The organism is Paenibacillus sp. sgz302164 (assembly GCF_056120505.1).
Map to the genome: position 1 here is coordinate 98,067 of NZ_JBVYOL010000023.1, position 23,451 is coordinate 121,517.

At 54.4% G+C, this 23,451-nt stretch carries 18 protein-coding genes; 16 read left to right on the plus strand and 2 right to left on the minus strand.

The window, feature by feature from the left end; genetic code table 11:
* The 6 genes from AC0LWT_RS30050 (at position 1) to AC0LWT_RS30075 (ending at position 8,917) form a co-directional block, all read left to right on the plus strand.
* The gene (locus AC0LWT_RS30050; RefSeq protein WP_474684962.1) at positions 1-1,764 is read left to right on the plus strand and encodes a thiamine pyrophosphate-binding protein; all 1,764 of its coding nucleotides are present in this window, start codon (positions 1-3) and stop codon (positions 1,762-1,764) included.
* A gap of 48 nt (positions 1,765-1,812) precedes the next feature.
* Positions 1,813-2,919 carry a glycosyltransferase family 2 protein gene (locus AC0LWT_RS30055; RefSeq protein WP_474684963.1) on the plus strand — a complete coding sequence of 369 codons (1,107 nt, stop codon included), beginning with the start codon at positions 1,813-1,815 and terminating at the stop codon, positions 2,917-2,919.
* An 18-nt stretch (positions 2,920-2,937) separates the two neighbouring features.
* Complete coding sequence (locus AC0LWT_RS30060) at positions 2,938-4,197, plus strand: glycosyltransferase family 2 protein (protein ID WP_474684964.1); 1,260 nt, start codon at positions 2,938-2,940, stop codon at positions 4,195-4,197.
* A 459-nt stretch (positions 4,198-4,656) separates the two neighbouring features.
* On the plus strand, positions 4,657-6,411 hold the full coding sequence (locus AC0LWT_RS30065) for a DNA repair helicase XPB (RefSeq protein ID WP_474684965.1): 1,755 nt from the start codon (positions 4,657-4,659) through the stop codon (positions 6,409-6,411).
* The gene (locus AC0LWT_RS30070; protein ID WP_474684966.1) at positions 6,389-8,404 is read left to right on the plus strand and encodes a helicase-associated domain-containing protein; all 2,016 of its coding nucleotides are present in this window, start codon (positions 6,389-6,391) and stop codon (positions 8,402-8,404) included. The genes AC0LWT_RS30065 and AC0LWT_RS30070 overlap by 23 nt, the downstream gene beginning before the upstream one ends.
* 66 nt (positions 8,405-8,470) lie before the next feature.
* A complete protein-coding gene (locus tag AC0LWT_RS30075) occupies positions 8,471-8,917 on the plus strand; it encodes a YlbF/YmcA family competence regulator (protein ID WP_474684967.1) in 447 nt (148 codons plus the stop codon).
* On the opposite strand, the gene AC0LWT_RS30080 is transcribed toward AC0LWT_RS30075, so the two are convergent.
* Positions 8,914-9,918 carry an asparaginase gene (locus AC0LWT_RS30080; protein WP_474684968.1) on the minus strand — a complete coding sequence of 335 codons (1,005 nt, stop codon included), beginning with the start codon at positions 9,916-9,918 and terminating at the stop codon, positions 8,914-8,916. The genes AC0LWT_RS30075 and AC0LWT_RS30080 overlap by 4 nt on opposite strands.
* Before the next feature lie 49 nt (positions 9,919-9,967).
* Here AC0LWT_RS30080 and AC0LWT_RS30085 point away from each other — a divergent pair, with 49 nt between their 5' ends.
* The 7 genes from AC0LWT_RS30085 to AC0LWT_RS30115 all read left to right on the plus strand — a co-directional run bounded on the left by AC0LWT_RS30085 (position 9,968) and on the right by AC0LWT_RS30115 (position 15,449).
* Complete coding sequence (locus tag AC0LWT_RS30085; protein WP_474684969.1) at positions 9,968-10,231, plus strand: YlbG family protein; 264 nt, start codon at positions 9,968-9,970, stop codon at positions 10,229-10,231.
* Positions 10,232-10,441: 210 nt separating this feature from the next.
* A complete protein-coding gene (locus AC0LWT_RS30090) occupies positions 10,442-10,879 on the plus strand; it encodes a hypothetical protein (RefSeq protein ID WP_474684970.1) in 438 nt (145 codons plus the stop codon).
* A 122-nt stretch (positions 10,880-11,001) separates the two neighbouring features.
* Positions 11,002-11,913: a selenium metabolism-associated LysR family transcriptional regulator gene (locus AC0LWT_RS30095; RefSeq protein ID WP_474684971.1), complete on the plus strand. Its 912-nt coding sequence runs from the start codon at positions 11,002-11,004 to the stop codon at positions 11,911-11,913.
* A gap of 76 nt (positions 11,914-11,989) precedes the next feature.
* The gene (locus AC0LWT_RS30100; protein ID WP_474684972.1) at positions 11,990-12,847 is read left to right on the plus strand and encodes a PHP domain-containing protein; all 858 of its coding nucleotides are present in this window, start codon (positions 11,990-11,992) and stop codon (positions 12,845-12,847) included.
* On the plus strand, positions 12,844-13,725 hold the full coding sequence (gene galU / locus AC0LWT_RS30105) for a UTP--glucose-1-phosphate uridylyltransferase GalU (protein ID WP_474684973.1): 882 nt from the start codon (positions 12,844-12,846) through the stop codon (positions 13,723-13,725). The genes AC0LWT_RS30100 and galU overlap by 4 nt, the downstream gene beginning before the upstream one ends.
* Before the next feature lie 33 nt (positions 13,726-13,758).
* Positions 13,759-15,060 (plus strand): UDP-glucose dehydrogenase family protein, encoded by a 1,302-nt coding sequence (locus tag AC0LWT_RS30110; protein WP_474684974.1) that lies wholly within the window; start codon positions 13,759-13,761, stop codon positions 15,058-15,060.
* 167 nt (positions 15,061-15,227) lie between these two features.
* Positions 15,228-15,449 (plus strand): hypothetical protein, encoded by a 222-nt coding sequence (locus tag AC0LWT_RS30115; RefSeq protein WP_474684975.1) that lies wholly within the window; start codon positions 15,228-15,230, stop codon positions 15,447-15,449.
* An 867-nt stretch (positions 15,450-16,316) separates the two neighbouring features.
* Here AC0LWT_RS30115 and AC0LWT_RS30120 read toward each other — a convergent pair.
* A complete protein-coding gene (locus AC0LWT_RS30120; protein WP_474684976.1) occupies positions 16,317-18,065 on the minus strand; it encodes an Rqc2 family fibronectin-binding protein in 1,749 nt (582 codons plus the stop codon).
* 248 nt (positions 18,066-18,313) lie between these two features.
* Between AC0LWT_RS30120 and AC0LWT_RS30125 the strand changes: the two genes are divergently transcribed.
* The 3 genes from AC0LWT_RS30125 to AC0LWT_RS30135 form a co-directional block, all read left to right on the plus strand.
* Complete coding sequence (locus tag AC0LWT_RS30125; RefSeq protein WP_474684977.1) at positions 18,314-21,103, plus strand: calcium-translocating P-type ATPase, SERCA-type; 2,790 nt, start codon at positions 18,314-18,316, stop codon at positions 21,101-21,103.
* A 751-nt stretch (positions 21,104-21,854) separates the two neighbouring features.
* Positions 21,855-22,703, plus strand: coding sequence for a diaminopimelate epimerase (gene dapF / locus AC0LWT_RS30130; protein WP_474684978.1), 849 nt, complete (start codon positions 21,855-21,857; stop codon positions 22,701-22,703).
* 19 nt (positions 22,704-22,722) lie between these two features.
* The coding region (locus tag AC0LWT_RS30135) for a homocysteine S-methyltransferase family protein (protein WP_474684979.1) at positions 22,723-23,451 on the plus strand (729 nt) is incomplete at its 3' end.

Consider the following 23,451-nt stretch of genomic DNA (forward strand, 5'->3'; position numbering starts at 1 on the left):
GTGAAGCTGTCCGATTATGTCATTGAACAAATTAGCAAGCAAGGAGTCGCCCATATATTTGAAATGATCGGCGGAGCGATCGCCCATCTTTTGGATTCGACGTACGGCAGAAAAGATATCGGCTGCGTGTCGATGCACCACGAGCAGGCCGCCGCTTTTGCGGCGGAAGGCTATGCCCGGATGAATGGCAAGCTCGGCGTCGCCATGGCGACGAGCGGGCCGGGCGCGCTGAATATGCTGACCGGGATCGGCAGCTGCTATTTCGATTCCGTCCCGGCTCTGTTTGTGACAGGTCAAGTCAATACGTACGAGTACAAGTTCGATAAGCCTTTGCGGCAGGTCGGTTTTCAGGAAACCGACATCGTCAGCATTGTGAAGCCGATCGTGAAATATGCGGAAATGGTCGTTGACCCTGAGCGCATCCGCTATCACCTGGAGAAAGCTGTATTTTTGGCGGGCCACGGCCGTCCGGGGCCCGTGCTGCTGGACCTGCCGATGAATATCCAGCGCGCGGAAATCGAGCCGGACCGGCAGGAAAGTTTTTTCGACAGCGAAGAGTACCGGCAGTACAACGCGTCCGTTCAGCCCTGCGGGAGCGAAGCGATCGCGGAGGCGGTTCGTCTGCTGGAGCGGGCGAGCCGCCCGGTCATTCTCGCCGGAGGCGGCATCAGAGCGTCTCTCGCTGTGCCGCAATTACGCGAGTTCGTCGACAGAACCGGAATTCCCGTCGTTCATTCGTTAATGGGGCTTGACGCGCTCCCCGGGACCCACCCGTCAAGCTGCGGGCTGATCGGTTCCTACGGGAACCGGTTCAGCAATCTCGCTTTAGCCAATTGCGATTGTCTGCTCATTCTCGGGTCCAGGCTGGATACGCGCCAGACCGGAACGCGGCCGGATACGTTTGCACGCGCTGCCGTCAAAATTCATGTCGACATCGAAGCGCCTGAATTGAATGCGAAAGTGCCTGCGGATTTGGCCATTCACGCCGACGTGAGCTCCTTCCTTGTGGGGATGAACAAAGCGCTGGAAGGGCAGCCGAAGCGCGACTATGCCCCGTGGTACCGCGTGATCGCCGGTTACAGAGCGAAGTATCCGAGCGGAGATCCGCCGGTGCAGGCAGGAGCGGTTGCGCCGAACCGCTTTATGGAGCTGCTGGCTTCCTGCAGCGGCGAAGGCGACATCGTCGTTCTGGATGTCGGACAGCATCAAATGTGGGCCAGCCAGTCGTTCCGGCTGCGTGAAGGCCAGCGGCTGCTGAACGCCGGCGGCATGGGCGCGATGGGCTTTGCACTGCCTGCAGCGATCGGCGCGGCCAAAGCTTCTCCGGGCAGCCGGGTTGTCGTGATCGCAGGGGATGGCGGCACTCAAGTCAACATCCAGGAACTGGATACGGTCGCCAGACATAAGCTGCCGGTCAAAATGTTTGTCATGAACAACAACAATCTGGGCATGGTTCGGCAGTTCCAGGATATGTACTTCGACGGCCGACGCCAGTCTACCGTTGACAGCTACAGTTGTCCTGATCTGGTGAAAATTGCGGACGCCTACGGAATTCCGGCTTTGACGATCCGGACGATGGAAGATGCGCAGTCCGTCATCACAGCCGCGTTGGAAGCCGAAGGCCCGGTTTTCGTAGAGGTAAAGCTAGAGATAGCCACGACCGTCAATCCCAAGCTTGCCGTCCACAGGCCTATCGAAGATATGTCGCCTCTGCTCGACAGGAAAGAGTTGGAGGCGGCCATGCTCATCGACACCGTCGATTGAGCGCATTTCAGACAAGTTGCGTTTCGCAAAACTTTCGGGAGGTTATCGATGATTACGATCAGCTTGTGCATGATTGTGCGGAACGAAGAAAACAGTCTGCACCAATGTCTGTCTTCGGTGGAGGGGATTGCCGACGAAATTGTCATTGTCGATACGGGATCGACGGATCGGACCAAGGAAGTGGCCGAGCAATTCGGCGCCAACATTTACGACTTCGAATGGATTGACGATTTTGCCGCAGCGCGCAATTATTCATTCAGCAAAGCGACGAAAGCGTATATTTTATGGCTCGATGCCGACGATACGATCGAAGAGAAGGACCGCGAGCTTTTCAAAGAGCTGAAAAAGACGCTCCCGGCGGATTACCACAGCGTAACGATGCCCTACAATCTTTCTTTCGACAAAGAAGGAGTCGTAACGTCAAGCTTGCGCCGCAACAGGCTGGTCAGGCGGGATTGCCAATTCCAGTGGATCGGCCCGGTTCACGAATATTTGGCGGTCGGAGGCCAGATATTCACCTGTGACATCTGCATCACACATAAAAAAGATAAACAATATACGGACCGCAATTTGCGCATATACCGCAGGAGGGCGGAGCAAGGCGAGCAGTTCTCGCCCCGCGACCTGTATTATTTTGCCAACGAGCTGCGCGACCATGCTTTTCATCAAGAGGCTGTCGACTATTATGATAAGTTTTTGGCTACGGGCCAAGGCTGGATCGAAGACAACATATGGGCCTGTCTGAAAATGGCGGAATGCTGCGGCAAGCTCGGAGACAAGGAAAAAGAATTTCAAAGCCTTTGCAAAACGCTGCAGTACGATAAGCCGAGAGCCGAGATGTGCTGCCGTCTGGGCGCATGGCTGGTTGAGAAAGGGCAGTATCAAACGGCGATCCATTGGTTCGAGCAGGCCGTTCAACTCCCGGTTCCCAAAGAGTCCATGAGCATGACGAACGCAGCTTCCACGACATGGCTGCCGCATCTTCAGCTTTGCTTGTGCTACGACAGGCTCGGGCAGCATCAAAAGGCCAATTACCATAACGAACTGGCGATCCAATATTACCCGTCCCATCCGAGCATGATCTATAACCGGAACTATTTTAAAAACTTGCTGGGCGAGAAATACGTGGAAATCAACCGTACCAAAAAGAAATAAGGAAAGACGGGTGACACTGTGAAAACGAGCATCGTGATCTTGACGCATAATCAACTTGCCATGACGGTTTGTTGTCTGGAGAGCATACGGAAGCATACGCCGCAGGATTATGAAATTATTGTCGTCGATAACGGATCGACGGACGGCACGACCGGGTATTTAAAAACCCAGCCGGATATCATTCTTCACGAAAACAGCGAAAATCTCGGCTTTGCCAAAGGCTGCAATCAGGGAGTGGAACTATCGTCAGGGGATCAAATTCTGTTCTTGAACAACGATACGATCGTAACGGAGCACTGGCTCGAGAATATGCTCCAGGCTTTGTACAGCAGTGATCGAGTAGGCATGACAGGTCCTGTAACCAACAATTCGAGCGGTCATCAAAAGATTGCCGTATCCTATACCAATTTAACGGAATTGGATTCATTTTCGGAGCGGTATTGCCGTGAAAATAAGGGCAGGCGGATGGAAGTACGGCGCTTGATCGGCTTTTGTCTGCTTGCGAAGCGCAGCATGCTGGATGAGATCGGTGGATTTGACGAACGATTCGGCCTGGGAAATTACGAAGATGACGATCTTTGCCTGAGAGCTATACGGCAAGGCTATTCGCTGCTGGTTGCGCAGGATTCGTATATCCATCATTTCGGACATGCGACTATGAACATTTTGAAAGACGTAAATTTGGGTACGCTGCTTGCGGAAAACAGGCAAAAGGCATCTGACAAATGGGGGGACAACATTCATCATTTAATTTATAAGCAGCCGATGACGGTCAGCCTTTGCATGATTGTGAAAAATGCGGGGCACCTGATCCAATCTTCCCTGGCTTCGGTGGCGGACATCGTCGATGAAATTATCATTGTCGATTGCGGTTCGACCGATCAAACGATCGGCCTTGCAGACCCGTATACGTCGGACATTTACGAATTTTTCGGGGACGACGACGATGCTGCCGCCTATCGGTTCGCTTTCGATATGGCGACTCAGGATTTCGTGCTTTGGCTGGAGGCCGGCGACACGCTGGCTGCCGAAGAACAGAGAAAGTTTACCGGATTGAAACTGTCTATTGACGATGAAGTTGAAACCATTACGCTGATCCGCCACATAAACTTTAAAGAAACCGCCGAAATTCAGGATCATGAAGAACAAACGCGTTACCGATTCATGACCCGGAAAAAAAGCGGATTCCAGCGTTTAAAGGAATTGGCCGTCAATCCGGACAGTGGGAGATATCGGATAGACAGCGGCATTCAGGTGAGAAGCGTGGAGCAGCAATGAGAGCAAGCGGCACATTTGCCCAGCATTGCGGAGAAAACCTGCAAAAGTGCAGTTTTTTTGCTCGTTGAAACGCTGGCAAGGAAATATTCCTGCAAATGTGCAGGCTTTTCGCCGCAAACATAGGCTCAGACTCGTTTTAGTCGAAAATTCCTGCACAATCGCAGGCTTTTCGCCAAAACGGACCCCATTCCCGGAAAAAGCCTGCACTTTCGCAGGCTTTCTTCGCGTGAGGCCAGTCAGGCCGGATCTGGCGGACGGGTCTCTCAAAAGCCAGCAGACCTGATTATTTTCATTCTGTGGGGTGACATTCACGACGTCATGGGGATTTTCGCAGGTTTTTCGCACTGCCCGGCCTAGCCGTTTAATAAATGGCTGCGCCAAAAATTATGCCCGGCCTGTTTAAATCATAATGTTTACTTTCATACTATAAAAAAGCAGTTTTGAAGGAGGTGCGCTATTTTGAAATTCGACCCGGCCCGGCCTCTCATTGTGCAAAATGATTTCACCGTTCTGCTCGAAACGCATCACGACGATTTCGAGGCCGCGCGCAGCATGCTGTCCCGGTTTGCAGACCTGGTAAAAAGCCCGGACCATCTGCACACGTACCGGATCACCCCGTTGTCGCTCTGGAATGCAGCAGCGGCCGGCGTGAAAGTGGAGGAAATGACGGCATTTTTGCAGCTTCATGCGAAGTTTGGCTTGCCGACCGCCGTACTAAGCGGCATTCGCAAATACACCCAACGATACGGATTGCTGCGGATGGAAAATGTCGGGAACGAGCTGTACCTGGTCAGCGAGGATACGGTTGTGCTCAAAGAAATTACGGCCTGCGAATCCGTGAAAAATTATATTGTCGACTCGCGCGGCGACAGAGCGATTGCCATAACCCCGGAAAGCAGAGGCGTGCTGAAGCAGGAGCTGATCAAGCTGGGGTATCCGATCGAAGATTTGGCGGCTTACCGGGACGGCGAGCATGTGCCTATCCGTTTTCGCGATTATGTCGAATCCGCGGCGGCGGAGCCATTTCAACTTCGCGACTATCAAAAAAGCGCTGTAGACGCATTCGGGGGCACCGGACCGGCAGGCCGAAACCGAAGCGGGAGCGGCAACGGAGGCAGCGGAGTGCTCGTGCTCCCATGCGGAGCGGGAAAAACCGTCATCGGCATCGCCGCCATGACCAGATTCAATTGCGCGACGCTTATTCTGACAACGAACGTAACTTCGGTACGGCAGTGGAAGAGCGAAATATTAACGAAAACGACGCTGACCGAAGAGCAGGTGGGCGAATATAACGGAGCCCGCAAGGAAGTTCGCCCCGTCACCATCGCCACCTATCAAATTTTGACGCACAGGGCTTCCAAGCAAGACGCTTTTTCCCATATGCATCTTTTAAACGACAGGGATTGGGGGCTGATCATCTACGACGAAGTGCATTTGCTTCCGGCCCCCGTATTCCGGGCTACGGCCGATATTCAGGCGACGCGCCGGCTGGGGCTTACCGCCACGCTCATTCGGGAGGACGGCAGGGAGGAAGACGTATTTTCGCTCGTAGGTCCGAAGCGGTTTGAAATGGCCTGGAAGGAACTGGAGTCCCAAGGCTGGATCGCTGCGGTCGAATGCAAGGAGGTCCGTGTGCCGCTGCAAACCGCCGATCGCGAGCGGTACGGAGCATCCGGCGCCAGGAGCCAGTTTCGGATTGCCGGGGAAAATCAAGCCAAGCTTGCGGTCATTGCCCGCCTGCTCAAGCTTCACGCGAATGAACCGACGCTTATCATCGGCCAGTATTTGGCGCAGCTCGAGCAAATATCCGCTTTGACGGGAGCCCCAGTCATCAACGGAGAAATGCCTTATGAGCGGCGGGAACAGCTGTACCGGCAGTTCAAGGAGCGCAGCATTCCCGTATTAATCGTCTCCAAAGTGGCGAATTTCGCAGTCGATCTGCCGGACGCCGCGGTGGCGATCCAGGTGTCGGGAAGTTTCGGTTCGAGGCAGGAAGAAGCCCAGAGACTCGGGCGTATTTTGCGGCCGAAAAGCGGAGCTGCCAATAAAGCGGTGTTTTATTCCGTGATCAGCGGGGATACGAAGGAGCAGGATTTTGCGCTGAAAAGGCAGCTTTTCCTTGTCGAGCAGGGGTATCAATACAGTTCGATCGATTGGGAACGGATACAGGACGATCAGAAAGGCGGATACGATGAAATACGAGCATATACATAGCAAACTGCCCCCTGCTTTCAAACAGTCGATGGAGCGGCAGTCATGGGTGCAGGACTTTGTCCGCGAAGGCGTGACGGTGCACGTCCTGTTGACGGAGGCGAAATTTCTGGAACGGCTGCTTCAGTCGATGACCAGAGCCGAGACGAATACGCTCAGGCTCATTCTGGGGGCATTCGGATGCGAGCCTTTTACAGGACAAGCGTTGGAAAAAGAAGCCGGCAAGCGGATGTCCGGAGCGGAAATCCATGCGGGTCTTGCCGGTTTGCGCAAGCACGGCGTCATTGCCGCCTTTCGCAAAGCTTGGGGAGAAAAGCTTTTTGTACTGCCGGAGGACGGCTTTGCAGCCTGGCAAACGCTGCTTTTTCCCGACATCCGGATTCGCACGCTGCCGGAAGAGCGGGAGGCCGAACTGGAGGTGCTTGCACCTGCCGCAGCTTGCCCAAGAGGGCTGGCTCAGCAGTTTTTCCATTTTATGGCGAACTGTTCGAGACAAGACGGGCTTCCGCTCACATCGAAAGGGACACTGCATAAAAAACAGCTGCAAAAGCTGATCGGACACCCGGATTTGGGCGGCGCGATTTTGCGGGGGACCGGGCTTGCGTATGCGTACAAAGATGTGTACGACCCGTTCACGGCCGTGATGCTGGAACTCGCCATCCGGCTTGACGTGCTCGGTACGGCGCCTGCCGGATTGGCAATCCGGCACAAAGCTCTGACGGATTGGCTTGCGCTTCCGTACGAGACTCAGGAGTCGATCCTTTATGCGCATTGGCGCGAGCTGTACGTTCCTGCCCCGGCATGGCTTCAGCACGGGATCGCTCTCATGGACAAAGCGGACAACTTTCATTGGCGTTCGCTGGATGACATCGCGGCCGAAATCGGTCGATGTTCGGGACCGCAGCATTTCGCGAATAAGGAACAAATTCGCTCGGCGCTGCTTGAGCAATGGGTCGAGCCGCTGCGCTTGTTCGGCTGGCTGGAGCTGGCCGCGGATGCGATAGGCATGCTCTGGTTCCGCCCGTTGATTCATCTGCATGCATCGACAGGAACTAGCAACGCTAAGGGAAACGGCAGCGGCGAGCGGAAAGCCCAATTTTACGTACAGCCGGATTTCGAGCTGCTGCTTCCTCCCGACGTGCCGCTTTTGACCGAGTGGGAAGTTGCGGCTTTCGCCGACCTGCAAAGCTCGGACACGGTTCGTGTCTACAAAGTGACCAAAGAAAGCTTTCTCCGGGCTTCCGGAAAAGGCGGGAGCGCAGAGCGGATCATCGGCTTTTTACGGCAGCACGCCTATTTTGAAGTGCCGGAACATGTAGCGGTTACTTTGACGCAGTGGGAACAGCAGGTCGGCAAGCTGTATTTTGAGGAGGCGCTGCTGCTGCGGTGCCAGTCTGCGGAAATTGCCGAATCCATCGGCAGCAATGAAAAATGCAAGCCGTATTTGCTGGAGCAAATCGGGGCGCGCGATTTTATCGTGGGGCGCGAGCACCTGCCGTTGATTCGCAAAACTATCGAACAGATCGGCTACAATCCGAAAAAAATGCAGCCTGCACCCGCGCAGCGCGCGGCATTCGAGGATATGGAGCCCGACGCGGCAGGGCCGACTGCGGAGGCGCCGAAGCCGGAGGGCATTTTTTATTCGCGGGATAGTATCCGGCTGTACGAAATCGATTCGTCATTGCCGGATTGGGAGGAGCTTTATCCGGACTTGCAGGACGTTCCTGCGAGATGGCTGAAGGAGTTCGGCACGTACCACGGGTCGACCCGCAAAGAAATGATCCGCAAAGCGATCGGGTGGAAAAGCTTCGTCAAGCTGCGCCAGGAAGGGCGCGACAGGATCATCGTGCCGCAAGCTCTCCATGAGGACCGTTCGGGCTGGACGCTTGTCGGCGTTGAGGAGCAGCGCGAAATTCAGCTCTCCGGCGACGGCTGGGAGCAAATGAAAATTATTTTGCCGGGCATTAATGATGAAGAAAAGGAAGAAAGTCTATAAGAACTGTGATATGATGAAGAGGCAAGCTGCTATCAGACAAAGAGAGAGGAAGGCTGGGATGAAACGATGAGTATGACGGAGACCGAAACGCTTGATATGTCCGCGATTCTTATGCAGGCATACGACATGGGCGATATGATTAATTCCTCTGCCGAAGTGGCAGATTATTTATATTGGAAGTCCGCTATGGAGAACAGCTCCGAAGTCAAGCAGTTGAAAGCCGTGTTCGCGAGAAAAAAAGACGCTTTCGAGGAATGCGAGCGGTTCGGACACTATCACCCCAGTTACCACGAAGCGCTGGAGGCGGTTGGCGAAGTCCAAAAGCAGCTCGACGCGGTGGAGGCCGTACGCCGATTCAAGGAGGCTGAGGACCGGTTGGACGACTTGTTGTATAAGGTGTCCACGACGATCGCTCATGCCGTATCCGAATCGATCAAAGTGCCGAGCAACAATCCTCTGCCCGTAGGCAAAGGCTGCGGCTCAGGCGGAAGCTGCAGCGGCAACTGCGGTTAAACCCGGAAATCCGGGCGTATTTGCCCGACTTCGGTTCCTTGCCAGTTGTGAATCGCCGGTGAATGGAAGGCGGCCAGGGCGTTCGTCTCGGATTCGCTGATCAGGCCGAGCTGTTTCAAAGCTTCGACGACGGCCGGGTACAGCGCCCGTTGGTTGCCGTCTTCGACTTTGAGTACGAAGCCCAAGCCCTGATCGGGAATCGAGAGCGCAAACATGCCCTCCGCCCCCATTTTGCCGACAATTCGCCCGTTCGTAGCTTCAATAAGCTGTGTATCGAAACGATCTTGCCCGGCGAGGTTGGCGGGGTATTTTCGGACTGCGTCGACGATCCGACGGCAAGCGCTTGCACGCGCCGGGTCCAGCCCGTCAGGCTGTCCTAACCGGGCAAAAGCGAGCGCCAAGCGGTCGATCTCCATGCCGAATACGGGCACGCCGCAGCCGTCTATGCCCAAATACATACGTTCTTTGGCTACGCCGGACATCGCGCAGACGGCTTCGAGCATGAGCTGCTGAACCGGATGGTCGATGCTCATATACGACTCCGTCGGCGCCTGCAGATGCATCGTAAGCGTGAGCATCCCGGAATGCTTGCCCGAGCAATTGTTGTGCAAAGTGGTCGGGGCCGTGCCCCGCTCGCGCATCCGCTGCGCAGTCGGCGCGTGGTAAGGCTCATGCGCGCCGCATTGCAGGTGCGCATGCGTCAAACCGAGCTTGCCCAGAATCGACTGGGCGACGCCGACATGTTCCGCTTCCCCGTTGTGGGAAGCGCAGCATAAGGCGATTTCGGCCTCGGTCAGGCCGAAACGGTCCGCCGCGCCGGATTCGATGACCGGCAGCGCTTGAATCAGCTTCGCCGTGGAACGGGCGAAGGTGAGCAGGTGCGGGTCGCCTGCTTCATGCAGCAGCGTCCCCTGTGTATTCACCGCCGCGAAATGTACGCGGTGGATGCTTTCCGTAATCGTTCCGCGGCCGACGCGGACGATTGAATGGCTCATTTTCATAGCTGGTTTCACTCCATAACAGGTTTTTTCGAAAAGAGGGACAAGAAAGATGATCATTGAGCGAAGCGGATTAATTGTCTGGGTGAGCGACACGAAAGCGGCCAGAAATTTGGAACGGTTCGGTTCTCTCCATTACATATCCAAAAAGATGAGCTACGCGGTACTCTATATTCATACAAGCAAGCTGGACGAAACGATAAAAAGTCTCCAAAAGCTGCCGTACGTCAAAAAGGTAGAGCGCTCTTACCGCAACGAAATTAAAACGGAATACAATAGTAATATGCCGGACAAAACTAGATTTTACACCCTTTGAGGCGACAGTGCAAAAGAAGCTTCGAAAGAAGCTTTTTCTTTTTGTGTGAATTTTCCGAATAGAGGTATTTTTTTGAGAATTCGTAAATATGTATGTATCATTTCATAGAATTTGACATGGAAAAACAGAATGAGTTAAAGTAAAATAAAACATACTTATCTCTAACAATAGGTAATCGGTCTCATTTTCGGTAGGAGAGGGGTTGTGATCATGAAAGATAAGGCAATGGGACGATGGAGTACTTACGAACCATTCTTCGTTCAACTAGGCGACAAAAAAGTAGCGGATGTCGTGATCACCAATCACGCAAAGCTGAGATGGACAGATCGGGTATCTGAAGACAACGGTTCTTTGGAAGAGATTTGCGCTTTTCTATGGGAAAAGCTGAAAACAGGCAAGATCGTTTCCTATTACCGCAACGAGCAGGATGTGTATTTGATCGATGAAGATCTTGTCGTTGTCGCCGAGTTTACGGAACTGGAACAGGAAACCGACATTGCCGGCAATCCGCTGCACAAGATGATTATTGTCACATTCCTCGGAAAAATGTCGGAGACGATAGAGCTTCGGGATTTAAAATCTTATTACTCTTGGCTCCGCCATTCGCGCCGAATGACTTTGATCAAAAACAGCCGTAAACGCAGGTAACCGAATAAAACTTGGATGCAGAGTATGCGGAACTTTTCGGCATGCTCTTTTTGTGTTTGTCTGCGGCGAATGGACTCCGGTTGGCGTTTTTCATATAATGGAGCAAAGAGAGGCGGTACGCGATGGCACTTAATTTTCATCAATTGCACATATTTTTTACCGTGGCGGAAAAGGGCAGCTTTTCCCATGCCGCCGGAGCGCTGCATATGACACAGCCGGCCGTGACGATGCAGGTGCAGGCGCTGGAGGATTATTTCGGCGTAAAGCTGTTCCACCGCAGCACCAAGAGAATCGAGCTGTCCGAAGCGGGACGAGCCCTGCTGCCGTTTGCCAAGCGCAGCATAGAACTGATTCGCGAGACCGATGTTGCGATGTCCAAATTTACGCGAATGATCGAAGGCAGGCTTCAGCTCGGGGCCAGCTTGACGATGGGAGAATACATATTGCCGCGGCTGCTCGGGCCTTTCAGCAAGGAGTACCCGAACATTTCGGTATCGATGAAGGTCATGAATACGACCCAGATTTTGGACGAGGTGCTCGGGCATCAGCTGAATTTCGGGCTTGTCGAAGCGCCGATCCGGCACCCGGACGTACATACGGAACCGATTTTGAGCGACGAGCTGAAGCTGATCGTGCCGGCGAACCATCCGCTGGCTGATCTCGAAACCGTTTCCTTTGACGAGGTGCTGAAATATCCGTTCGTCCTTCGCGAGCAAGGATCGGGCACGAGAAGGGTAATGGAAGAGGAGCTGGCCCGGCGGAGCATCGATTACAGCGCGATGAACATCGTGATGGAGCTCGGCAGCACAGGGGCGATCAAATCGGCGGTGGAGGCGGGGCTCGGCATCTCCATTTTGTCGCAGTCTTCCGTCAAGCACGAGGTCACGCTCGGCTTGCTGCACATCAAGCAGATCGAGAACATCAGCTTCGAGCGCAGCTTTTACGCCATTTATTTGAGCTCGACGCTGCTGCCGATTTCGGCGGTCAGCTTCATGACGTTTCTCCGTCAGGAAAATTTGAGCCAATGGCTGTAAATTTTAACACAACTATGCAGCTTGCTTTACCGTCCGTTCATACAAATCAATTAAAATGAGGAAAGAGGAAATCGCCATGACCACACGCACGGAAGCGGATCTGCACACGCATACGACAGCTTCTGACGGTACGCAGCGGCCCGCGGCGAACGTTCAAATGGCTTACGAAGCGGGACTTGCAGCTATTGCCATAACCGATCACGACACGGTGTCAGGCGTTGCGGAAGCCGTTCAGGAAGGCCGCAAGCTCGGCATTGAAGTCGTTCCCGGAGTAGAGATCAGCACAGTTGCCCGCAATCAGGACATTCATGTGCTCGGTTATTATATCGATATTAACGATCCGCAGCTTCAGCAAAGGCTCGAAACGCTGCGTGAAACGAGAGATCGCCGCAACGAAATGATTATTGAGCGGCTGCAGCAACTGGGGATCGACATCACGATGGAGGAAGTGCTGCACGAAGTCGCGAATGTGAAAACGAAAGGCGACACGGTCGGCAGGCCGCACATTGCGGCCGTGCTTTTGAAAAAGGGAGCCGTCGCATCGGTCAGCGAAGCTTTTGACCGATATTTGGGCAAAGGCGCCGCGGCATACGCCAATCCGCCGAGAATCGAGCCGGCTGAGGCGATCCAGTGGATTCATGAAGCGGGAGGAGCGGCCGTGCTTGCCCATCCAGGCATCTACCACGACGATGAGCTGGTCGAACAGATTATCGCCCAAGGCCTGGACGGCATTGAGGCGTTTCATTCCGACCATACGCCCGAAGAGGAAGCCAAGTATTTGCAGTTGGCACAGCGAAGCGGGCTGCTTATTACCGCAGGCTCGGATTTTCACGGCGAACGGGGAGGCGTCGTCTTCCATGCTCCGATCGGAGCCAGAAGAATCGGCGTCGGCGTACTTGACGATCTGCGCAGAAAGAAGGGACATCAGCGATGAGGCACATTCGCAAAGCGATTATACCGGCAGCCGGCCTGGGCACGAGATTTTTGCCGGCGACCAAAGCGCAGCCCAAAGAAATGCTGCCGATTGTAGACAAACCTGCCATTCAATATATTGTCGAAGAAGCGATGGCTTCCGGCATTGAAGATATTATTATCGTTACGGGCCGCAACAAGCGGGCCATCGAAGACCATTTTGACAAATCTGTCGAATTGGAGTCGATTTTGGAGGAAAAAGGAAATTTGGCGCTGCTTGAAACGGTGCAATCCGTCTCCAATTTGGCTGATGTGCACTACATTAGGCAAAAGGAACCGCTGGGACTCGGTCATGCGATCCTGTGCGCGCGGAAATTTATCGGCGACGAGCCGTTCGCCGTATTGCTCGGCGACGATATTTTGCAAGCGGAGACGCCCGGGCTGAAACAGATGATCGATATTTACGAGCAGACCGAGACTTCGGTCATCGCCGTAAAGGAAGTGCCGTGGGAAGATGTCAGCAAATACGGGATCGTTTCTCCGGCCAAAAACTTGGGCGGCTACAGCTTGATCGAAGATCTGGTGGAGAAGCCGGACCGGGAATCCGCTCCATCCAATATGGCGGTGATCGGCAGGTACATTATCGAGCCGGACATTTTTCAAATTTTGGAGGAGCAGGAGCCCGGAAGAGGCGGAGAAATCCAGCTGACCGACGCGCTTCGCACGCTGAACAAGCGGCAGCAGATGGTCGCTTATTTGATGCAGGCGAAGCGGTACGACGTCGGCGACAAGCTGGGCTATATTGAAGCGACGATCGAACTGGCGCTGCAGCGGCCGGATCTTGGAAGCGAAGTGAAAGCATATTTGCAAGCGCTGAGCCGGCAGTGGGACATGGAATAGAGACTTCAGCCAAGCCTGGGAGGTAGAGCGGCAATGACAGAGCGGATCGCAGTCATCGGAACAGGGTATGTGGGGTTGGTTTCAGGGGCTTGTTTGGCCGAACTCGGTAATCGGGTCATTTGCGTCGACCGGGACGAAGTCAAAATCGCCCGTTTGCAGCAGGCGGATATCCCGATATACGAAACGGGGCTGCAAGAGCTTGTCGCATCCAACCTGGAAGCGGGACGAATCTCCTTTACAACCTCTATCGCCGAGGCTGTTCTGAATTCCGAAGTGATCATCATTGCCGTAGGCACGCCGGCGTTTGACAACGGCGACGTGGACATGACGCAAGTCCGCAGCGCAGTCGCCAGCATTGCAGCTCATATGAACGATTCCAAAACGATCGTTATCAAAAGCACGGTTCCGGTCGGAACGGGCCGGTTGATCGAAAACCAGCTCAAGGAACTGCTGCCAGGCGCCATATCGGCGCACGTCGTATCGAATCCCGAATTTTTGCGGGAGGGATCGGCGATTTACGATACGTTCCATCCGGACCGGGTCGTTATCGGCTCGGACCATGCCGAAGCAGGCCTGCGGATCGCCGCCCTTCACGCGCCTTTGAACGTGGAGATGCTGATGACGGACCGCGAGAGCGCAGAGTTGATCAAGTATGCATCGAACGCTTTTTTGGCCGCCAAAATTTCCTTTATTAACGAAATGGCGCACGTGTGTGAAAAAGTCGGGGCCAACATCAACATCGTTGCCCGCGGCATGGGACTGGATCGCAGGATCGGTCCCCATTTTTTGAACGCCGGTATCGGCTACGGCGGCTCGTGCTTTCCGAAGGACACGAAAGCGCAGCTGAAAATTGCCGAAAACGTTGACTACGATTTCAAAATATTGCGCTCGGTCATTGAAGTGAACCAGCTGCAGCGGGAACGGTTCGTCCGCAAAATCCGCAGGACGCTGGGCGGCACCGTGGAAGGCAAACGCCTGGCCGTCATGGGGCTCGCCTTCAAGCCGAACACGGACGATTTGCGGGATGCGCCGGCGCTGGATATCATCGTCGCGCTGCAGCGGCAGGGCGCCGATGTCGCCGCTTACGATCCGGCTGCCGCGGTGCCTGCGGCCAGGCTGCTATCCGGGGTCGGGCTGTTCACCGACCCTTACGAAGCCTTGATCGGCGCTGATGCAATGATCATCGCCACCGAATGGGATTCTCTGCGCACATTGGACTATGAGACCGTGCGCAATTTGCTGAAACAGCCGATCATCGTCGACGGCCGGAACATGTTCGAGCCTGACGAGATGAGGAGGCAGGGCTTCCGCTATGTTTCCATCGGAAGGTCCTAAGAACCGTGCGAAACCGGCTCGAGCAACACAAAAGACGCCCCGAAACCACGATGTGCGTGGGATGGAGGCGTCTTTTGCGTTGCGGAGGCATCATTTCAGGCCTCTGTGCCCGGCTAGGCTCTTAGCACATTCCGTACGATGTGAAAGCTGGAAAGGAGCCGCTGGGCATGTCACCAGTGATGCAGAACATCGTTGCAGAAGAAGGCGGGGCCACTGGGGAAAACCTGCAAAATGCAAGAACTCCCGGTCATGACGCGTTTGAGCCCGCTTTTGAGCGGTCAAAACTGCCGATTTGTAGGAATAGTTCGAAACAAGGCCATCTAGGAGTCTGTCCGATCAACCACGTAGAAGGTATATATAAGCAAAATGACAGTCATTATGCAGCGTAAGCGGCAATATATGCAGTCATTACTCACCCGGTATGCACAAAAGTAACTCCGGCGGATAGACTCCTAGGAGCATATACTTGTACTTTTCAGGTTGCCCAGAAACCCACACGCCAGAGCCGGTTGCACAATTTGCCTGTTTGAGCGAAAAAAACTGCAAAAGTACAGTTTTTGCACGGTTGATACGCTAGCCGTGAAAAATTCCTGCAATTGAGCAGGAATTTTGCCGCGAACGTAGGTTTAGAATCATTTTCATCGAAAATTCCTGCACTATCGCAGGCTTTTCAGCAAAACGATCCGCTTTTCCGGAAAATTCCTGCACTTTTGCAGGTTTTCTCCCCGCGAAGCCACCGTTGCCCCCACTTCAGCGCCGCAACCCGTGCAGGAGAGGCTGTGCCCTCCCCGGTTCCACTAGCCTGTCACTTGATTAACAATCAAATTTTCGCAAGTTATCTAACCGTTAATAGAGATGCGGTTCTCCAATGTACGTTTGCTCAACAGCTGTACGTTTGCTCAACGGCTCAACTTCCGCAAGTTTTTTTGCAGGCTTTTTGCACGTTACCGATGATTTTGGCGAGCAAGTTTTTCAACGGTAGCGGAAACATTGCTGCTCACTAGGAAGCTATCCGACGGAGATACTTTGTGCAGACTCAATGAATCATGCCTGCATATGCGCCGTTAACGCTGCAATGCATCCGACACTTCGCATCAACTTACTTTTACTGAGTTCATCGGCCAGCCACCTGATGAGAAGCCTCAGAGCTCCGCCGGCGATGCTGCCTATCGTCCCAGCGATCTTGCAGACTGCCTCGACACCACAGCCTGCAAGTTTGGACGCATCGCACGCACGGGCCAATCATCGAAAACATCTTACTTTACGCTAACTTTCAGCTGTTTGATTTTGTTTTCTTCGGGCGTGACGAACAGCGTTTTCTGGTTTACGTAAATGACGAAACCGGGCTTGGAGCCGTTCGGTTTGTGCACGTGCCTGATCAGCGTGTAGTCGACCGGTACCTGGCTCGATTGCTTGCCCTGGCTGAAATACGCGGCGAGTTCGGCGGCTTCAAGGAGCGTCGTGTCCGGAAAGCTATCGCTGCGAATGACGACGTGGGAGCCGGGAATATCTTTCGTGTGCAGCCACGTGTCGCTTTGATTGGCCAAGCGGCTTGTCAAGTATTCGTTTTGCGTGTTGTTTTTGCCCACATAGATCGGAATACCGTCGCTGGACGTGTAGCAGGCGAGAGCAGGCTTAACCTGCTTTTTCTTTTTGCGCTGCTTTTTGTTGCGGTCGCGCAAATAGCCCTGCTCCATCAGCTCGTCGCGGATTTCTTCAATGTCCTGCATCGATGCAACGCTAAGCTGCTGCAGCAGCGAGCCGATGTATTCGATTTCCTGATGGGTCTGTCGGATTTGTTCTTCCACGAAAGCCGTACTGTTTTTCATTTTCGAATATTTTTTAAAATAGCGCTGTGCATTTTCCGACGGCGTGAGAAGCGGGTCGAGCGGAATGCGGACGGACGCCTGATTTTCGTCGTAGTAATTGACCGTTTCCAGTTCTTTATCGCCTTTTTTGATCAGATGGAGTGATGCGGTCAGCAGTTCGCCAGTGATCCGGTATTTATCGGCGTCTTTGGATTCTTCTATGGTTTCGTGCAATTTTTCCAGCTTTTTTACATTTTTATTGTTTTCATTTTGCAAAAAGCGGAAAAGGTCGTTGGCGCGCTGCTTGACGGTATCCCGCTCCGCCTTGTCGCCGTAAAAGCCTTCCAAGCAAGCGCTGGCAGACGCAAACGGCGTCGTCTGGCCATCGATATGCGTCAGCTTCGTCATCGTAAAATAAAGCTTGCCGGTCTCTGCCTGCCGGACGATGACCGGATCGTACCGATGGTCGCGAATTTGTTCCATAACTCCGCAAAAAGCGTTCCACAGCGCGGAAATATCCGCCTCACCGGCCGTGGCGTCCGAACGATGGCCGCTGCGGTGGACGATCTCTTTGGCGATAAGGGGGCTCAAGCCGCTGAAAGCCGCAACCAGCCGCTGCTCCGGCTTATCGGAGCCGTCGGCTGCGCAAGCCTGTGCCAAAGAAGCTTTGTCCGCCTGAAGCGGGTTCAATTTGTCCTGGGCGGGCGGCGCCGTGTATTTGCTTCCGGGCATGACAATCCGATGCGAACTGATCGCCGGCGTCACATGATGAATGCCGTCCACAATCGTATCTGTGGAAGGGTCGAGCAAAATAATGTTGCTGTGGCGCCCCATAATTTCCACGAGCAGCGCTTTGGTGCTGATATCTCCCAATTCATCCCGCTGGCGAATTTGCAGGCGCACGATGCGCTCCATGCCCACTTGTTCGATGGCTTCTATAATGCCGCCCTCGCAGTGCTTGCGCAGCAGCATGCAAAACATGGGCGCTTCCTGCGGGTTCATGAACTGCTGCTCGGTGATATGCAGCCTTGGATAGGTGGGATTAGCCGAAAGCAAAAGCTTTATGTTGTGCCCTTGCGCTCTGATGTGCAGCAGCACGTCGTTTTCGCTGGGTTGGTGAATCTTGCTGATTCGTCCTCCTACGCAAGTCTGAAGTTCGTGCACGACCGCGTGAAGAACGAGTCCGTCCAATGCCATGATAGAAACAACTCCATTCTATGTTGAAACGCCGAGGTGCCGACAAGCCGGCTGCTACAACCGGCGCATCCCTGACGCTATTCTCTATCATGCCATATTTTCGGCAAAAACTTAAGCGACTTTTCCCGGCATAAACGATTTCAGGGATATTTTCCGGCTTGTCTGAATACATTTACGTATCAGAGTGGTATAACTCGTACTCATTTTGAGAGGCAAGTACATGTAGGAATTGGGAGGGAGAAGGGCGGATGAGTCGGAACAATTGGCACCAGATGACGACGGAGGAAGTCTTGCAGTCTCAGCAGGTGAGCATGCAGCAAGGATTGCCCTGGGAAGAAGCGTGGAAACGGCAGGCCGAAACGGGCCGCAATGAACTTTCGGAAGGGCAGCGCGTATCTCCGCTTACGCTGTTATTGAACCAATTTAAAGACTTTATGGTGCTGGTATTGCTCGGGGCAACCCTCATATCCGGCTTGCTGGGCGAATATTTGGACGCCATAACGATCGTCATCATTATTTTGATGAACGGCATTTTAGGTTTTTTGCAGGAATTTCGAGCAGAGCGCTCGCTTCGCGCACTTAAAGAACTGTCGGCCCCGCATGCCAAAGTCGTCAGGGAGAACGCAGTTCATCAAATACCGGCCCGCGACCTTGTGCCCGGAGACATTGTGATGTTGGAAAGCGGGGACCGGGTTCCGGCGGACGTCCGATTTATCGAAACGAACGGCGTTTACATCGAGGAATCCGCACTGACCGGCGAATCGGTGCCTGTCAGCAAGCTGACGGAGCCGCTTTCAGGCATGGACGTGCCGCTTGGCGACCAGCGGAACCTCGGTTTCATGGGCACGATGATGTCCAGAGGCACGGCCAAAGCCATCGTCGTTCGCACAGGCATGGAAACCGAAATGGGCAAAATCGCCGACTTGATTCAAAACACGGAATCGATGGAAACGCCTTTGCAGCACAGGCTGGAGCAGCTCGGCAAAATTTTGATTATCGTCGCCATCGCGCTAACCGTACTCGTAGTCGTAGCCGGCATCATGCACGGCCAACAGCCTTACGCGATGTTCCTGGCCGGCGTCAGCTTGGCGGTAGCGGCCATTCCCGAAGGCTTGCCGGCCATCGTAACGATTGCGCTCGCGCTGGGGGTGCAGCGGATGATCAAACGCAGGGCGATCGTCAGGAAGCTTCCCTCAGTCGAAACGCTCGGCTGCGCATCGGTCATTTGCTCGGACAAAACAGGGACGCTGACGCAAAACAAAATGACCGTCACCCATCTCTGGGTCGGCGGCGACGTGATGGAAGTAACCGGCGACGGTTACTCCCCGGACGGCGACATCCAGTCGGAGGGCCAGAGTGTCGATCTGCAAAGGCACCCGATGCTGCACAAGCTGCTTCAAGTGTCGCTGATGTGCAACAATGCTTCCTTGCATGAAGAAAAGCAGGAGCAAAAGCGCAAGAAAGGCAAGGACGCGGACGAAGAGAACAACTCGGTCTGGGGCATCAAAGGGGACCCTACCGAAGGGGCGCTCGTCGTTTTAAGCGCAAAAGGCGGCGTGACGCATGAGCTGCTGGACAACCAGTTCAAGCGGATCGCGGAGTTTCCTTTCGATTCGGAGCGCAAGCGGATGTCCGTAGTTGTCTCGTATGAAGGAGGGCGCATGGTGTGTACCAAGGGCGCGCCCGATGTGCTTCTGCAGCATTGCAGCTACGTGCTTTGGGACGGCAAGGTCATTCCTTTCACTTCAAGTTTGAAGCAAAAAGTGATGTCGGCCAATGAAGGCATGGCCAAATCGGCGCTTCGCGTTCTCGGACTTGCTTATCGGGAACTGAGAAGCACGGACCGTTACGGGGAAATGGACGATGTGGAACACGGCTTGATTTTTATCGGCTTGACAGGCATGATCGATCCGCCGCGCAAAGAAGTGCGCGATTCGATCGCCAGATGCCGCAAAGCGGGCATCCGCACGGTCATGATCACCGGCGACCATCAGACGACGGCCGAAGCGATCGCCAAGCAGCTCGGGATGGTTCCGGCCGGCGGCGTCAGCATGAGCGGACAGCAGCTCGGGCTTTTATCCGACGATGAGCTGGACGCGAAAATAGACGATGTTTACGTGTTCGCCCGCGTATCGCCCGAACATAAGCTGCGCATCGTCAAAGCGCTGCAGCGCAAGGAACATGTCGTGGCCATGACCGGCGACGGCGTGAACGACGCCCCCGCGATCAAAGCGGCGGATATCGGAATTTCCATGGGAATTACGGGCACGGACGTATCGAAGGAAGCGTCGTCCCTGGTTCTCAGCGACGATAACTTTTCGACGATTGTCGCAGCTATTGAAGAAGGGCGGGGCATCTACGAAAATATCCGCAAATTCATCCGCTATTTGCTCGCATCGAATGTGGGCGAAATTATGACCATGTTCATCGCGATGATGGCGGGGCTGCCGCTGCCTCTCGTGCCCATTCAAATACTGTGGGTCAACCTGGTTACCGACGGGCTCCCGGCTATGGCTTTGGGCGTCGACCAGGCCGAAAAAGACTTGATGCAGCAAAAGCCGCGCACCGCGAAAGAAAACATTTTTGCCAGACGTCTGGGCTGGAAAATTATTAGTCGCGGCATTTTGATCGGCGTCTGCACGCTCGGGGCGTTTTGGCTCGTGCTTCGCACGAACCCGGACGACGCCCAGACGCTGGTCAGGGCACAAAGCGTCGCATTCGCCACACTCGTGATGGCGCAGCTCATCCATGTGTTCGACTGCCGCAGCTCGCGCTCCATTTTCCACCGCAACCCGCTGCAAAACCGCTTCCTGGTACTAGCCGTTCTGTCTTCTCTAGTACTGATGCTGGCCGTTATGTACATCGACGAGCTGCAGCCGATTTTCAAAACCGTACCGCTCGACTGGAAAGAATGGATTCTTGTGCTGATCGCCGCCGGCATTCCGACGTTCCTTATGGGCATCGGCAGCGTGTTGTCGCCAAAAAGGAAAAAGCGCCCGCGCGGTGCATCCTACAGCTCCAAACCGAGCTTTCGCTGAGCTGCTCTTTTCGCACCGCGCGCAGCTCCCAGCGCGCGGTGTTGCGCTGGATGACGGCGGCCGGTCGGCCACATGCCGCGTCGTAAAAGCTTTAAAGCCGCCTCGTGCGGCTTTTTTTATGTTTTTGGGATGAACCATCCATCGATCGAAGACGGCGAGTACTGTTGAGAAGCAGCACTTGAACCGGCGGCAACTTTGTCTGGAGTCAAGACCTTTGTCTGGTAGTAGCACATTTCTGTCTGTCAGCAGCACCTCCACCTGTATCAACACTTCTGCCTTACAGCAGTACCATTGCCTGGTATCAACACTTCTACTTTGTAGCAGCACCTCTGCCTGACAACAGCGTCCACGCTTGACCTCGTGAAGAAAACCTGCAAAAATGCAGGCTTTTGTTCGTTGATACGCCGGCAGTGAAATATTCCTGCAAATGTGCAGGCTTTTCCGCGAATACATGGGCTTAGACTCATATTCATCAAAAATTCCTGCACAATCGCAGGCTTTTCGCCAAAATGAGTCATTTTCTTGGCAAAAGCCTGTACTTTTGCAGGTTTTTTGGGTCAACCGGCCTATATCAGAAAACGAAGGTGCCTTGAAGCGCGGACACGTACCGTTCGGCATTCGGGCTGAGGAGGAACGGTCGGCCCATCCGTGCATCCGTTTCTTAGTCCAGGGCGCAGGTTTTTCAGCTTGCACTATGCATTTTTGCGGATTTGCGCTATGATATTGGCTAAAAGAGGTACAGGAGCGCCAAATGACAACAAATTTTACGAAAATGCATGGTTTGGGCAACGATTTTATCATTATAGCTGGCGAGCAAAAGCTTCCCGATAACGCCAGCCAGCTTGCGATCAAGCAGTGCAATCGTTTTTTCGGCATCGGCGCAGACGGTCTGGTGTATATCCTGCCGTCGGATAAAGCCGATTTTCAAATGCGCATCATCAACGCCGACGGTTCCGAAGCCGAGCAGTGCGGCAACGCGATCCGCTGCGTTTCCAAATATGTGTACGATCACGGCATGGCCGATAGCGAAGAAATCACGGTGGAAACTTTGGGCGCGGGCGTGCAAAAAGTGCAGCTTAATGTGAACGACGGCAAGGTGGTTTCCGTCCGCGTGGACATGGGTCAGCCGATTTTGAACGGCCTTCAGGTGCCGACGACGGTGGATCAGGCGGAGGTTATCGACTTCCCGATTGAGGTTGACGGACGCGAGTTCCGTTTTACCGCCGTTTCGATGGGCAACCCGCACTGTGTCATCTACGTGGATGACGCGGTCAACTTCGATCTGGCCGTCTGGGGGCCGAAGCTGGAAGTGCATCCGATGTTCCCGCGCAAAATCAATGTGGAATTCACAACGGTCAAAACCCGCGATTACGCGGACATGCGTGTCTGGGAACGCGGCGCGGGCCCGACGCTCGCATGCGGCACGGGAGCTTGCGCGGTGCTCGTTTCCTCCGTTTTGAACGGTTTGACGGACCGTCAGGGGACCGTTTCTTTGAAAGGCGGAGAACTGTTCATCGAATGGAACGAAGCGGATAATCACGTTTATATGACGGGGCCTGCCGAAGAGGTATACGAAGGGACTTTGTCGGTTACATTTTGATAGTAAATGGGGAGTTGCGATGAAAACGGATCTTCGTACGGCGCTGCAGCGGGATATTATTACCGGCGACGGCGCTATGGGGACTTATTTATATCAGATGGGGTTTCCTGTCGGCATTTCTTACGAGGAATTGAATTTGCTGCGGCCGGAAACGATTGAAGGCGTGCACCGACGCTATTTTGAGGCCGGCGCCCGGCTTATCGAGACGAATACGTTTTCCGCCAATCGTGAAAAGCTGTCCAAATACGGCCTGGAAGGCGAAGTGGAAGCGATCAACCGCGCCGGCGTTGCGCTTGCCCGGCAAGCGGTCGGCAGCGATGCCTACGTAGTCGGAGCGATCGGCTCGATCCGCGCTGGCAAAAAGAAAAACGTCCGCACGGCCGATATGGAAGCGTCGCTCCGCGAGCAGATCGGCGTGCTCCTCGATTCGCCCGTAGACGGACTCCTGCTGGAGACGTTTTTCGACCTGGAAGAGCTGCAGCTGGCGCTCGGCATTATCCGCAGCATGAGCGAGCTGCCGGTCATCTGCCAGTTCGCGACCGAAGGCACCGGCAGCACGGCTGACGGCGTGCCGCTGCAGGAGGCGTTCGAGCGGCTGCGCGACGCCGGCGCCGATTGCATCGGCTTCAACTGCCGCGTCGGCCCGAACGGCATTCTCCGCACGATGGAGAAGCTGACGCCGCTGGCCGGCGTGCCGTTCTCCGCGTTCCCGAACGCGGGGCTTCCCGACTACGTCGACGGGAAGTAC

Bases quoted from the DNA above. Each gene is read 5' to 3' on its own strand.
- AC0LWT_RS30055 (WP_474684963.1), top strand. From the start codon at position 1,813: ATGATTACGATCAGCTTGTGCATGATTGTGCGGAACGAAGAAAACAGT.
- AC0LWT_RS30070 (WP_474684966.1), top strand. From the start codon at position 6,389: ATGAAATACGAGCATATACATAGCAAACTGCCCCCTGCTTTCAAACAG.
- AC0LWT_RS30075 (WP_474684967.1), top strand. From the start codon at position 8,471: ATGAGTATGACGGAGACCGAAACGCTTGATATGTCCGCGATTCTTATG.
- AC0LWT_RS30080 (WP_474684968.1), bottom strand. From the start codon at position 9,918: ATGAAAATGAGCCATTCAATCGTCCGCGTCGGCCGCGGAACGATTACG.
- AC0LWT_RS30085 (WP_474684969.1), top strand. From the start codon at position 9,968: ATGATCATTGAGCGAAGCGGATTAATTGTCTGGGTGAGCGACACGAAA.
- AC0LWT_RS30090 (WP_474684970.1), top strand. From the start codon at position 10,442: ATGAAAGATAAGGCAATGGGACGATGGAGTACTTACGAACCATTCTTC.
- AC0LWT_RS30095 (WP_474684971.1), top strand. From the start codon at position 11,002: ATGGCACTTAATTTTCATCAATTGCACATATTTTTTACCGTGGCGGAA.
- AC0LWT_RS30100 (WP_474684972.1), top strand. From the start codon at position 11,990: ATGACCACACGCACGGAAGCGGATCTGCACACGCATACGACAGCTTCT.
- galU (WP_474684973.1), top strand. From the start codon at position 12,844: ATGAGGCACATTCGCAAAGCGATTATACCGGCAGCCGGCCTGGGCACG.
- AC0LWT_RS30110 (WP_474684974.1), top strand. From the start codon at position 13,759: ATGACAGAGCGGATCGCAGTCATCGGAACAGGGTATGTGGGGTTGGTT.
- AC0LWT_RS30115 (WP_474684975.1), top strand. From the start codon at position 15,228: ATGTCACCAGTGATGCAGAACATCGTTGCAGAAGAAGGCGGGGCCACT.
- AC0LWT_RS30120 (WP_474684976.1), bottom strand. From the start codon at position 18,065: ATGGCATTGGACGGACTCGTTCTTCACGCGGTCGTGCACGAACTTCAG.
- AC0LWT_RS30125 (WP_474684977.1), top strand. From the start codon at position 18,314: ATGAGTCGGAACAATTGGCACCAGATGACGACGGAGGAAGTCTTGCAG.
- dapF (WP_474684978.1), top strand. From the start codon at position 21,855: ATGACAACAAATTTTACGAAAATGCATGGTTTGGGCAACGATTTTATC.